Genomic DNA, 12989 nt, shown 5'->3' on the forward strand with positions numbered 1-12989 from the left:
GGCTCAGGCCTTCTTCTCCCAGCCGCGCTCGCCCTGCTGCCAATAGGTGAGCGTGTGCCCCGCCGCCTTGGCGGCACTCCAGCGACGGCGCGCGGCGGCGACGGCATTCTCATCGCCGCCATCGAAGAGATCGAAGGCGCGGGCATAGAGCGGCAGATGCGCGCTCTCCGTGCCCTCCGTGAGAAACAGGTGCTGCGCGCCATTGGGCGGCGGCGCATCGGCCAGCGTGAGGAAGATGGGCTGCACCGCGCCGTCCCGCGTGCCATGCGGCAGCCAGTCGGGCTCGGCACAGGTCCAGAGCGTGTCATCCAGCGACTTTATCCGCTCCTCGCTCGCGCAGAGCACCAGCGCGCGCTGCTGCAAGGCGAGCACACGGCCCAGCAGGCGCGGCAGTGCCTGTTCCAGCGTGCTGCGCGTGAGGTGGTAGAAGCCGATCTCCGTCATATCTTCCCCACGCCGCCGGCAGCCGCCACACCAACCCTCCCGGCCGCGTGATCAGCCAAGGGTGAGCACCACATTGCCCATCGCCGTGCCATCCATCACCCGCTCATGCGCCGCGGCGCATTCCGCGAGGGGCAGCGTGGCGGCGATGGCATGCTGCAGCCGCCCTTCGCGGAGCAGCTTGTCCAGCACCATCTCGCACTCTTCGCGCGCTTCGGCGCTCAGTTCATAGACGATGAAGAAGCGGATCGCCGTGCCGGAGAGGATCATCGGGAAGAAGCCCAGCGTGATCTCGGCCGCCCCCGAGCCATAGGTCACGCAGAGCCCGTCCTGCTTCACGATGCGCGGCAGCAGCGCGGCATTGGCGGCGAGGTCCACCTCGATCACGCGGTCCACACCGCGCCCGCCGGTCAATTCCTGCACGCGCGCCGCCACATCCTCGGCGCGGTAGTTGATCAAGGCATCGGCCCCGGCCGCGCGCGCATGCGTGGCCTTGGCCTCCGAGCTCACGGTCGCGATCACCTGCTTCGCACCCAGCCGCTTCGCGAACTGGATGGCGTAGTGGCCGACGGCGCCCGCACCGCCCGCCACCAGCACGGAATGACCGATCACGCCGCCATCCACCATCACCGCGCGCAGCGCCGTCAGCGCCGGAATGCCGAGGCAGGCGCCCTCTTCGAAGCTCACATTCTCCGGCAGCGGCACGGCCTGGGCCGCGGGGAGCGCGATGTATTCAGCCGCCGTGCCGAAGGGCCGCTTCCATTGCCCGTTCCAGATCCAGACGCGGCTTCCGATGCGCGCCGCATCCACGCCAGCGCCGACGCCCGCGATCACGCCCGCACCGTCACTGTGCGGGATGACGCGCGGCGCCGACATGGGGCGGGAGCCGCCGCGCGCCTTGCAATCCGAGGGATTCACGCCGGAAGCGTGGAGGCGGACCAGCACCTCGCCCGGCCCTGCCTCGGGGGTGGGCATCTCGCCATGCACCAGCACATCGCGCGCGGCGCCGGTCGCCTCGTACCAGACGGCTTTCATCATCATGATCTCCAGTGGGCATGCGGCATCATAGCCGATGCGGGTCCTCGAAATGGCGCTCCACCAGCGCGTCCAGCAGCCGCACGCCGAAGCCGCTGGGCGTGCCTTTCGCGGCCAGGAAATCCTCCGTCTCGGCGCTGTCCACGCCCGCGATGTCCAGATGCGCCCAGGGCAGCGCCCCCGCGAATTCGCGCAGGAAGGCCGCGGCATGCGAGGCGTCGGGCTGTGGCCCGCGCCCGGCCGGCAGGCATTGCCTGAGATCGGCGATGTCGCTCTTCAGATCCTCGCGGTGCCGCTCGCCGATGGGCAGGGGCCAGAGCCGCTCGCCCACCACCTCGCCCGCCGCAGCCACCGCTGTGCCCAGTGCGGCGTCATTGCCGAAGAGCCCCGCGCGGTGATGGCCGAGCGCGGTCACCACGCTGCCGGTCAGCGTCGCGAGGTCGAGCAGCGCCTGCGGGCGGAAGCGGCGCGCGGCGAAATGCAGCGCGTCGGCCAGCACCAGGCGGCCCTCGGCGTCGGTGTCCACCACTTCCACGCTGCGGCCATTCATCATTCGCAGCACGTCGCCCGGGCGATAGGCCATGCCGCTCGTCGCATTCTCGGCGATGGCGAGCACGGCGACGGCAGGGCAGGGGGAGCGCCGGCGGGCCAGCGCCAGCATGGCCCCCGCGCAGGCGGCGGCTCCCGCCATGTCGGCGCGCATCGCCTCCATGCCCGTGGCGCCCTTGATGGAGATGCCGCCCGTATCGAAGCAGATGCCCTTGCCGATGAAGGCGACGGGCGGCGCCTTGAAGCCGCCCTTCCAGCGCAGCACGAGGAGGCGTGGCGGATGGGCGCTGCCCTGGCCCACCGCCAGCAGCCCACCCGCGCCCAGCCGGCGCAAATCCTTGCGACCCAGCACCGTGACCTCGATGCCATCCTTCCGCAGCGCCTTCAGCCGGTCCGCGAAGACGCCTGGTGTCAGGTGATTGCCCGGCTCCGCCACCAGCTCGCGCGCGAAGGCGGCGCCGGCCAGCGCGGCCGCGGCCCGCTTCCATGGCGCTTCCAGCAGCGCAGGCTCATCCACCAGCAGTTCGATCCGCCGCGGTTGTTTCTTCGCCTTCAATCGCTCGAAGCGCCAGGCGCGCAGCACGCCGCCCGTCGCCAGCGCCACGCCGCATGCAACGGGCAACCCGCGCGCATCCAGCGCGACCCGCCCCGCATCCCCCGCCGCCGCGATGCAGGCCGCCCCCACACGCTCCCAGTCATGCGGGGAGGAGGCGCCCTCGGCCCCCACCCAGCGTTCGCCGGGGGAGAGTTCCAGCACTTCGCCCGGCCGGCCGCGGAATCCTGAAGGGTGCGCCCCTTCCGTCATGGGCCGCAGCCTGAGCGCGCCGCGTGAGGGCGCGCGCCGGATCTTCAGCACCGCTCAGCCTTCGTAATGCTCCGCCACAAGCCGGTCGAGCATGCGCACGCCATAGGCCGAGGCGCCCTTCGGGATCGTCGCGCTGTCCTTCGTCGCCCAGGCGGTGCCGGCGATGTCGAGATGCGCCCAGGGCTTGCCCTGCACGAAGCGCTGGATGAAGCAGGCCGCCGTGATCGAGCCGCCGGCCCGGCCGCCGCCCACATTCTTCATGTCGGCGATGTCGGACTTGATCTGCTTGTCATAGGCCTCGCCCAGCGGCATGCGCCAGGCGGCTTCGCCCACCGCGTTGCCGGCCGCGATGATGCGCGCGGCCAGTTCCTCGTCATTGGCAAACAGGCCCGCATGCTCATGGCCCAGCGCCACGATGATCGCACCCGTCAGCGTGGCCAGGTCCACCATGAAGGCCGGGTCGAACTTCTGGATCGCGTAGTGGATGACGTCGGCCAGCACCAGGCGCCCTTCGGCGTCGGTGTTGATCACCTCGATGGTCTGGCCCGAGGCGCTGGTCACCACGTCACCGGGGCGCTGCGCATTGTGGCCCGGCATGTTCTCGACGAGACCCACGATGCCGATCACGTCAGCCTTCGCCTTGCGGCCGGCCAGCGCCGCCATCAGGCCGGCCACCGTGCCGGCGCCGGCCATGTCCCACTTCATGTCCTCCATGCCGCCGGCCGGCTTGATGGAGATGCCGCCCGTGTCGAAGGTCACGCCCTTGCCGATGAAGCAGAGCGGCTTGTCCATCTTCTTCTTGCCGGACCCGTTCCACTTCATCACCACCATGCGCGGCTCGTTGATCGAGCCCTGCGCCACGCCCAGCAGCGCGCCGAAGCCGAGCTTCTTCATCTCCTTCGGCCCCAGCACCTCGACGCCGAGGCCGAGCTTTTCGAGTCCCTTCAGGCGATCGGCGAATTCGGCCGGCGTCAGGATATTGGCGGGCTCGGAGACGAGGTCGCGCGTGAGGAAGACGCCCTCCACCACGGCCTTCATCGGCGCGAAGGCCGACTTCGCGGCGGCGGCCTCGCCCGTGCCGATGGTGAGCTTCGCGAGCTTGGGCTTCTCCTCGGCCTTTTCGGTCGTGCGGTAACGGTCGAAGCGATAGGCGCGCAGCGCGGCCCCCATGGCAAGGCTCGCCGCCTGCTCCGCCGTGAGGCCATCGGCCGCGACCATGGCCGCCGCCTCGCCCGCGATCATGGGGATGAGGCTGCCGCCCAGCTTCTCGGCATCCGGGGTCTCGCCCGTACCGAGGACCACCAGCTTGGTGATGCCACCCTGCGGCGCCCAGAGCGTGGCCGACTGCCCCGTCTTGCCCTTGAAGCCGGCGGCTTCCAGCGCGCGGGCGAGGCCGCCTTCCATCGCCGCATCCAGCGCGGCGGCGAGGCCGGCGAGTGCCGCGCCCTCGCTGATGAGGAGGACGAGCGCGCCGGCTTTCGGCAGCGCAGGCTTGGCGAAGGCGATGTCGAGCATGGAGGGTCCGTTCCGGTGTGAGGCTTCCCCATAGGATAGGGGCTGCCTCGCATTGCGTCATCCCGGCCGGGTGGATAGACCGATGGGATGACCCACGCCGAACTCCTGGAGCTTGCCGTGCGCCTCGCGCGCCAGGCGGGCGATGCGATCGAGGCGGTGCGGCGGGCGGGCTTCGCCATCGAGCGCAAGGGCGATGCCAGCCCCGTTACCGCGGCCGACCGCCTGGCCGAGGGCATCATCACCGAGGGGCTGCTGGACGCCGCCCCGGGCATCCCGGTGGTGGCGGAGGAGGCCTGCGCGGCCGGCGACCTGCCCGAGGTGGGCCAGCGCTTCTGGCTGGTGGACCCGCTGGACGGGACACGCGAATTCGCCGCCGGCCGTGATGAATACGTCACCTGCATCGCGCTGATCGAGGCCGGGCGCCCGGTCCTGGGCGTGTTGGGCGCACCGGGCCGGGGCAGCCTCTATGCCGGAATCGTGGGGCAGGGCGCCTGGATGGAGGAGGGCGGCGCGCGCCGCCCGATCCGGGCCCGCCGCCCGCCGGCGGAGGGCCTGCATGTGCTGGACAGCCGCTCACACCGCGACGCCGACGCGACGGCGGCCTTCTGCCGCGACTGGCCGGTGCGCGAGACGACGCGCCTGGGTTCCGCGCTGAAGTTCGCCTGGATCGCCGAGGGCCGCGCCGACCTGATGCCGCGCCTCGCCTCCGGCATCATGGAATGGGACACGGCGGCGGGGCAGGCGGTGCTGGAGGCGGCGGGCGGGCGCGTCGTGGACGCGGCGGGCCAGCCGCTGCGCTACGGCAAGCCGGGCTTCCGCAATCCCGGTTTCGTGGCTTGGGGGGCGGCATGACGCCGCCGGTCCACGCGATGTGTGCCAGGGCATGACCGCCCTCCTGGACGACCCGCTGGACGCGGCGGCGCTGCTGCGCGCGGGCGCGCTCGTCGCCTTCGCGACCGAGACGGTCTATGGGCTCGGCGCCGATGCGCGGAACGGCCAGGCCGTGGCCGGCATCTTCGAGGCGAAGGGCCGCCCGCATTTCAACCCGCTGATCTGCCACTTCCCCGAAGCCGAGGCCGCCTGGGCCGAGGTGCGGGCCGATGACCGCGCCCGCGCGCTGGCCGCCGCCTTCTGGCCGGGGCCGCTCACGCTTGTGCTGCCGCGCCGGGCCGATTGCCGGATTGACCTCCTGGCCGGCGCGGGGCTCGACACGCTGGCGGTGCGCGTGCCGGCGCATGAGGGGGCGCTGGCCCTGCTGCGGGCCGCGGCCACACCCATAGCGGCACCTTCCGCCAACCGCTCGGGACGGGTGAGCCCGACCACCTCCGCGCATGTGATGGAGGAATTGTCCGGCCGGATCGCGGCCGTGCTGGAGGGGGGGGAATGCAAGGTCGGCGTGGAATCCACGGTGCTGGACCTGGCCGCGGGCGGCGCCGCATTGCTGCGGCCGGGCGGCGTGCCGGTGGAGGCGATCGAGGCGGTGATCGGCCCCGTGGGGCGCCCCTTGCCGCGCCATGCGGGCCCCGCGCCCACGCTGCGCAGCCCGGGCATGATGCTTTCGCACTACGCGCCCACACTGCCGCTGCGCCTGGAGGCGCGGGATGTGGCGGCTGATGAGGCGCTGCTCGCCTTCGGCCCGCCTTTGCCGGGGGCGGCGCTGACCTACCAGCTCTCCGAAGCGCGTGACCTGCGCGAGGCGGCTGCGCGGCTCTTCGCCGGGCTGCGCGCGCTGGACCGGCCGGGGCTCAGGGGCATCGCCGCCATGGAGGTGCCGGGGGAGGGGCTGGGGCCCGCCATTCGCGACCGGTTGGCCCGCGCGGCGGAGCCGCGGGAATAGCGCCGCGCGGCGGAGCCGCGGGAATAACGCTCCGCGGCGGAGCCGCGAGGTTGAAATTTTGCGTATCGTTTGCTGGTCAGCGCGGCATCACCCGGTAATGCTCCTGGTCGTCGGCCGTGCAGTCGCGCTTCAGGGCGGCCAGCCGGACCGAATTGTGGTTGTGGCCGATCCGGTTCTGCCGGGCGATCTCCTCGTCGATGGACTGGTTGAAGCCCTGGCAGCCGCTCAGGCGGTTGATGACCGGGCCCGCCGTGCTGGTGGCGACCGTCACCGGCGCCGGCGCGCCTTGCAGCCAGTGCATCAGTCCGAAGCCGCCGGCCGAGCAGACCACGATCACCAGGAGGCTGGACAGGAATTTTCCGGGCGCCATGAGAGAAATTCCATAAATGAAACGCTTGCCGAGGCAATATAGCAGCCTCGTCGCGTATGCAAAATAACAATCGTTCCCTTTTTTGGGCGGAGACGGCATGCCGTCGGAAAAGATGGGTGGCGGCTCGCCCGGGTCTCTGGAGATGCCCGGCGGCCCCGCTATAAACCCGCATGCCCGACCACGCCCCCCCTCCCGCGGACCCCTCCCTGCTCTCGGCCTTCCGGGACATTCTGGGCCCCACCGGCCTGCTGGCCGAGCCCGATGACATCGCGCCGCACCTCAGCGACTGGCGGGGCCTCTACAAGGGCCAGGCCATGGCCGTGCTGCGCCCGGCCAGCACGGAGGAGGTCGCCGCCTGCGTGAAGCTCTGCGCCGCGCAGGGCATCGCCATCATCCCGCAGGGCGGAAACACCTCCATGGTGGGGGGCGCGACACCCGAGGCGCGGCCGCGCCAGGTGGTGCTGAGTCTCGCCCGCATGAACCGCGTGCGGGAGGTGGACACGGCCGACATGACCATGACGGTGGAGGCCGGCCTCGTCCTCGCCCGGGCGCAGCAGGTGGCGGCGGAGCATGGCGTGATGTTTCCGCTCAGCCTGGGCGCGGAGGGCACGGCGATGATCGGCGGCCTTCTCTCCACCAATGCCGGCGGCAACACAACGGTGCGCTACGGCAATGCGCGCGAGCTCATGCTGGGGCTTGAGGTCGTGCTGCCCGATGGCAGCGTCATCAACGGCCTGCGCCGCCTGCGCAAGGACAACACCGGCTACGCCCTGCGCCACCTCTTCGTCGGCGCCGAGGGTACGCTCGGCATCATCACCGCCGCCGTGCTGCGTCTGTTTCCCGCCGCACGTGAGACGGCGACGGCCCTGTGCGCCGTGCCGTCGGAGGATGCGGCCCTCGCGCTGTTCCGCCGCTTCCGCGCGGCCGATGAGGGCGCGGTCCGTGCCTTCGAATACATGTCCGGCATCGGCATGGGCATGGTGCAGGCCACGATCGAGGGCGCCACGCTCCCCCTCTCGGCCCCCGCCGAGCATTATGTCCTGGTGGACCTCTCCGCCTCGCGCGAGGGCGCCGGGCTGCGCGGCCTGATGGAGGGCGTGCTGGAAGCCGCCATGGAGGCCGGCGAGGTCGAGGACGCCGCACTCGCGGAATCCGAGGGGCAGCGCGCCGCCATCTGGCGCCTGCGCGAGGAGCACCCGGAGGCGCAGAAGCGCGCCGGCGCCAGCGTGAAGAATGATGTCTCCGTCCCCGTCTCGGCCGTGCCGGAGCTGATCCGCCGGGCGTCGGCCGCCTGCCGCGCCCTCATTCCCGGCAGCCGCCCGGTGCCCTTCGGCCATATGGGCGACGGCAACATCCACATGAACCTGGCCCAGCCCGAAGGCATGGCGGCGGCGGATTTCCTGGCCCGCAGCCATGACATTATGGACACGGTGAATGAGGTGGTGCGCGACCTCGGCGGCAGCTTCAGCGCCGAGCACGGCATCGGGCGCCTCAAGACCGACATGATGGAATCCTGGCGCGGTGGCGCCGAATTGGACGCGATGCGCCGGATCAAGGCGGCGCTGGACCCGCAGGGGATCATGAACCCCGGCAAGCTGCTTCCCGATGCGTGACCTTCCGGCCATGGGCTGGTAAGACCGGGCCCCTATGAAGCGCATTGACCTCTACATCATGCGGCAGCTCGGTCTGTCGCTGCTGGCGGTGACGGTGGGGCTGGCGGCGCTGGTCTGGCTCACCCAGTCGCTGCGCTTCATCGAGCTGGTGCTGGACCGCGGGCTTTCCATCTGGGTCTTCCTGGAACTGACGGGCCTGCTGCTGCCCAGCTTCTTCGGCGTGATCCTGCCCATCACCACCTTCGTGGTGACGCTCTTCACCTATGTCCGTCTCGCCTCGGACCGGGAGCTGGTGGTGATGCGCGCGGCCGGCCTCAGCCAATGGCAGCTTTCGCGCCCCGCGCTCCTGGTGGCGATGGGCGCGATGGGGGTCTGCTTCCTCCTGAACCTCTGGATAACGCCCGCCTCGCACCAGGCCTTCCGCGAATGGCAGTTCGAGATCCGCAACCAGATGGCGGGCCTGTTGTTGCAGGAGGGCGTGTTCAGCTCGGTGGGCGAGGAATTGACCGTCTATGCGCGGGACCGCGACGCGAGCGGCACGCTCTCCGGCATCCTGGTGCATGACTCGCGTGAGCGCGGCGCGCCGGTGACCATTCTGGCGGAAAGCGGGCGCATCATCTCCACGCCGCAGGGGCCGCGCGTCACGCTGTTCAACGGCCAGCGCCAGCAGGTGGAGCGCGTGGTGCAGCCCGACGGCACCAGCACCCTGCGCCTCACGGTGCTCACCTTCCAGGAGAACAGCCTCGACCTCGCCCGCGCCAATCGCAGCGAGGGGCAGCGCTTCCGCAACGCGCAGGAGCGCACGCTGGGCGAATTGCTCTATCCCGAGGAAGGGGTTTCGGTGCGGGACCGCGGGCGCTTCCTGGCCGAGGCGCATCAGCGGCTCACCGGGCCGCTCACCGCCGTCACCTTCGCGCTGCTGGCGCTGGCGGTGGCGCTCTCCGGCCAGTTCCGGCGCTTCGGCGGCGGCATCAACCTCTTCATCGGCAGCCTGCTGATGGTGGCGCTGCTGGCGGTTGGCCTGTCCATCGGCAATCTCGCCGCACGGCAGACGGCGCTGATCCCGCTGATCTGGCTGCATGCGCTGCTGCCGGGATTCGCCTCGGCCTGGGTGATCTCCGGCCTGCCCGGCCTGCCCGACCAGCTGCGCGGCTTCGCCCGATGATCGTGGCCAGGACGCTGACCTTCTACGTGGCGCGCCGCTTCCTCGCGGCCACAGCCGGCATGCTGCTGGCGCTGACGCTGCTCGTCTCGATGTTCGACTTCATCGAGCTGCTGCGCCGCGCCGCGACCCGGCCGGATGCGGGCTTCGCCCTGGTGGCCTCCATCGCCGGGCTGCGCATGCCCTTCGTCGGGCTGCAGATCATGCCCTTCGCCATCCTGCTGGGCGGGCTGCTCGCCTTTTGGCGGCTCACGCGCTCCTCCGAGCTGATCGTGGCGCGCGCGGCCGGCATTTCCGCCTGGGGCTTCCTCTCCGGCCCGTTGGCGGTGGCGCTGGGCTTCGGGCTGCTCGCCATCATGGCCGTCTCGCCCATTTCCTCCGCCATGCTGGGGCGGGCCGAGCGGCTTGAGGCCTCCTATCTGCGCGCGGGTGGCGGCGTGACCGCGCTGGCCGGCGGGCGGCTCTGGCTGCGGCAGGGCGATTCCGGGCTGGAGCCGGGGGGGGTGGCCGTGATCTCGGGCCGGCCGGCGCGGCTTTTGGGCACCGATCGCTCGGCCGATTTCAGCCTGGCGGACGTGACCATCTGGCGCATCTCGGCGGGCGGCGCCGCGCTCGCGCGGATCGAGGCGCCGCGCGCCACGCTGCGCCCCGGCCGCTGGGAGGTGGAGGAGGCGACGGTCTTCGGCGCCGACCGCCTGCCGCGCCCGCCCGCGCGCCTGACGCTGCCCACCGACCTGACGCCCGACCGCATCGAGAACAGCTTCGCCTCGCCCGACACGCTCTCCTTCTGGGCGCTGCCCGATTTCATCGCGATCCTGGAGCAGGCGGGTTTCTCGGCGCTGCGGCACCGGCTGCAATTCCAGTCCATGCTCAGCACGCCGATCCTCGCCATGACGATGGCGCTGCTGGCGGCCGGCTTCTCCATGCGCAACAGCCGCCGCGGCGGCGTGGCGCAGACCATCGCGGCCGGCGTCGCCGCCGGCTTCGGCCTTTTCGTGCTGGACCGCATCACCGGCGAGTTCGGGGAGTCGGGCACGCTGCCCGTCTGGCTCGCCGCCTGGGCCCCCACGGCGACAGGGCTGCTGCTGGCCCTCGCCCTCTTGCTGCATCTGGAGGATGGGTGAACGCCTTGCCCCCCACGCCGCTGATCCCCCGCTTGCGCCCGCCGCAGCCCCTGCCGCGCTTCGCGCGCCGCCTGATCCGGCGCGCCCAGGCGCGCCGCCTCGGCCTGCGGCCCGGCCCGCGCCTGTGGCGCACCCTGGCCCTCGCCCTCCTGCTGGCACCGGCCGAACTGCTGCTGCCCGCCAGCGCGCAGATCGCGCCCTCCTTCGACCCGGTCTCGCAGACCTTCGCGCCCACGGGCTTCGTGGACTCGCAGATGGCGCGGGAGACGCTGCCCAGCCTGGTCGGCGCGCCCGCCGCCGCCGCGCCCACCGGCCCGGCCGGCGCCACCCCCCAGCCGGGGGGCGGCGGCACCGACGGCCCCGTCACCTTCTCGGCCGAGGAGGTGGAATATGACCGCGAGCGGGAGCGCGTGGTGGCGCGCGGCCGCGTCGAGGCCTGGCAGGGCGGACGCTTCCTCCGCGCCGACAGCTTCACCTATGACCGCAACACGCGCGTGGCGCTGCTGCAGGGCAATGTCCAGATCATCGAGGCGGACGGGCAGGTCTTCTACGCGGAGGAGGCCGAACTCGGCGACGGCTTCCGCGACGGCGTGCTGACCGAGATCCGCGCCCGCCTCGCGCAGAATGCGCGGCTCGCAGGCAATGGCGCGCGGCGGACCGACGGCACGGTCACCGAGATCGCGCGCCCGGTCTATTCCTCCTGCAACCTCTGCGAGGCCGACCCGACGCGCCCGCCACTGTGGCAGATGCGCGCCCGCACGGCGACGCAGGATCGTGAATCGCAACGCATCTCCTACCGTGACGCCACGGTGCAGATCGGCGGCATTCCGCTCTTCTACACGCCCTTCTTCTCCCATCCCGATCCGCAGACGCCGCGCGCCTCGGGCTTCCTCTTCCCGACCAACGGCTACACGCGCTTCCTGGGCGCCTTCACCCAGACACCATATTTCTGGGCGATCGACGAGACGCAGGACCTGCTGATCACGCCGACCATCGGCACGCTGGCGCCGCCCAACCTGGCCCTCGACTACCGCCGCCGCTTCAACAACGGCGAGCTGACGATGCAGGGCTCGATCGGCTACCTGAACCAGGAGCAGGCCGAGCGCGCGGCGGCCGGCGGCACCGGCTCACCCGGCATCAACGGCCATTTCTTCTCGCGCGGGCGCTTCGCCATCAACGAGAACTGGCGCATCGGCTTCGACGGCAACTACGCGTCGAGCGACGCCTATCTGCGCACCTACAAGTTCGAATACCGCCGCGTCCTGACCAGCACCGCCTATGTGGAGGGCTTCTGGGGCACCGAGGCCTATGCGCGCCTGGATGTCCGCTACTACCAGGGCCTCAACACGCAGGACAATCTCTCGTCCATCCCCTTCGTCGGCCCCTACGGCATCTATGAGCACGCGCCGCGCAAGCAGATCCTGGGCGGCTATGTCACGGCCGATGTCGGCGTGTTGGGCCTGACGCGCCCGACCGGCACCTTCAGCCAGCGCCTCGCCAGCCGCGTCGTCTACGAGAACCCGCGGCAGGGCCTCTTCGGCGACCAGATCACCCTCCGCGGGCAGTTCGACGGCACCGGCTATTACGCCGGCAACCAGCAGAACAACGGCTTCAACCCGCTGCCCGAGGCGAACGGCATCCACGCCAACGGCAATGTCCGCATCGCGGCCGACTGGCGCATGCCCTTCATCCGCTCCGCCGGCGAATGGGGCACGCAGATGATCGAGCCGCGCGTGCAGCTCGTCACCGGCCCCAATCTCGGCCGGCAGCTGCGCTTCCCGAACGAGGACGCGCTGGATTTCGAGTTTACCGAGGCGAACCTCTTCCAGCTCAGCCGCTACACCGGCCGGGACCGCATGGAAGGCACGACGCGCGCCGACATGGCGCTGCGCGGCAGCTGGGATTTCGTGAATGGCGGGCGCGCGGAGGCCGTGATCGGCCGCTCCATCCGCGCCACGCAATCCACCACCTTCCCGCTGAACACCGGCCTGAACCTGCCCGCCTCGGACTGGGTGACCCGCTCCACCTGGACGCCCGTCTCCTGGGTGGACCTGATCGCCCGCAACCGCTTCGACAGCGAGAGCTTCCAGCACCGCGCGACGGATGCGGTGGCCAATTTCAACCTGGGCCGGGTGGGGGCGCTGAGCAATGTGTCGCTCAGCGGCGGCTACCTGTTCAACAACCGGCTGCCGCAGTTCCCGACCAGCACCGGCCGCAACGAGGTCCTGGTCGGCGCCGCGCTGCAATACCGCACGGCGGCGGGCGGCGTCTGGCGCGCCGCGGGCTCCCTCCGCTACGACGTGGTGGCCGATACGCCGGCGATGATCGTCGCGAATTTCGGCTATGAGGACGAATGCTTCATCCTGGAGGGCCGCTTCCTGAAACGCTATGCCCGCAACTCGGTGACGGGCGAGCCGTTCATCGGCAACACCGTCTTCCTGGTCCGGCTCGGTTTCAAGACGGTGGGCGACTACTTCTTCCGGGCCATCTGAGGCCCGGTTTCCGGCCCGGGCGGTTCTGCTTTAAGACACAGGGATC

Annotated in this window: 11 protein-coding genes; 6 read left to right on the top strand and 5 right to left on the bottom strand. The window is 71.2% G+C overall.

Annotated elements, in window-relative coordinates; genetic code table 11:
* Positions 1-3: 3 nt before the first annotated feature.
* Genes ACQ860_RS18475 through ACQ860_RS18490 form a run of 4 tightly spaced genes read right to left on the bottom strand, consistent with a single transcriptional unit; the run spans position 4 to position 4345 of the window.
* A complete protein-coding gene (locus ACQ860_RS18475; RefSeq protein WP_431304803.1) occupies positions 4-444 on the bottom strand; it encodes a DNA polymerase III subunit chi in 441 nt (146 codons plus the stop codon).
* Positions 445-495: 51 nt separating this feature from the next.
* Positions 496-1479, bottom strand: a complete 984-nt coding sequence (locus ACQ860_RS18480) for an NADPH:quinone reductase (RefSeq protein WP_431304804.1) — start codon at positions 1477-1479, stop codon at positions 496-498.
* Positions 1480-1504: 25 nt separating this feature from the next.
* Entirely contained in the window at positions 1505-2830 is a 1326-nt protein-coding gene (locus ACQ860_RS18485) for a leucyl aminopeptidase family protein (RefSeq protein ID WP_431304805.1), read from the bottom strand.
* Positions 2831-2884: 54 nt separating this feature from the next.
* Positions 2885-4345 (bottom strand): leucyl aminopeptidase, encoded by a 1461-nt coding sequence (locus ACQ860_RS18490; protein ID WP_431304806.1) that lies wholly within the window; start codon positions 4343-4345, stop codon positions 2885-2887.
* A gap of 87 nt (positions 4346-4432) precedes the next feature.
* Between ACQ860_RS18490 and cysQ the strand changes: the two genes are divergently transcribed.
* Together cysQ and ACQ860_RS18500 are read left to right on the top strand one after the other, a co-directional pair.
* On the top strand, positions 4433-5197 hold the full coding sequence (gene cysQ, locus ACQ860_RS18495) for a 3'(2'),5'-bisphosphate nucleotidase CysQ (RefSeq protein WP_431304807.1): 765 nt from the start codon (positions 4433-4435) through the stop codon (positions 5195-5197).
* Positions 5198-5228: 31 nt separating this feature from the next.
* A complete protein-coding gene (locus ACQ860_RS18500; protein WP_431304808.1) occupies positions 5229-6182 on the top strand; it encodes an L-threonylcarbamoyladenylate synthase in 954 nt (317 codons plus the stop codon).
* 76 nt (positions 6183-6258) lie between these two features.
* Here ACQ860_RS18500 and ACQ860_RS18505 read toward each other — a convergent pair whose 3' ends face one another.
* On the bottom strand, positions 6259-6552 hold the full coding sequence (locus ACQ860_RS18505; RefSeq protein WP_431304809.1) for a hypothetical protein: 294 nt from the start codon (positions 6550-6552) through the stop codon (positions 6259-6261).
* Positions 6553-6722: 170 nt separating this feature from the next.
* Here ACQ860_RS18505 and ACQ860_RS18510 point away from each other — a divergent pair, with 170 nt between their 5' ends.
* From ACQ860_RS18510 to ACQ860_RS18525, 4 genes are read left to right on the top strand one after another with little or no spacing between them, the layout of a single operon-like run.
* The gene (locus ACQ860_RS18510) at positions 6723-8165 is read left to right on the top strand and encodes an FAD-binding oxidoreductase (RefSeq protein WP_431304810.1); all 1443 of its coding nucleotides are present in this window, start codon (positions 6723-6725) and stop codon (positions 8163-8165) included.
* Between the two features lie 34 nt (positions 8166-8199).
* Positions 8200-9330 carry an LPS export ABC transporter permease LptF gene (gene lptF, locus ACQ860_RS18515; protein ID WP_431304811.1) on the top strand — a complete coding sequence of 377 codons (1131 nt, stop codon included), beginning with the start codon at positions 8200-8202 and terminating at the stop codon, positions 9328-9330.
* Positions 9327-10451 carry an LPS export ABC transporter permease LptG gene (gene lptG / locus ACQ860_RS18520; protein WP_431304812.1) on the top strand — a complete coding sequence of 375 codons (1125 nt, stop codon included), beginning with the start codon at positions 9327-9329 and terminating at the stop codon, positions 10449-10451. The genes lptF and lptG overlap by 4 nt, the downstream gene beginning before the upstream one ends.
* On the top strand, positions 10448-12943 hold the full coding sequence (locus tag ACQ860_RS18525; RefSeq protein ID WP_431304813.1) for an LPS-assembly protein LptD: 2496 nt from the start codon (positions 10448-10450) through the stop codon (positions 12941-12943). Before lptG ends, ACQ860_RS18525 begins: the two co-directional genes overlap by 4 nt.
* Positions 12944-12989 lie beyond the last annotated feature (46 nt).

This window comes from Sediminicoccus sp. BL-A-41-H5 (genome assembly GCF_050632405.1).
Classification (GTDB): Bacteria; Pseudomonadota; Alphaproteobacteria; order Acetobacterales; family Acetobacteraceae; genus Roseococcus.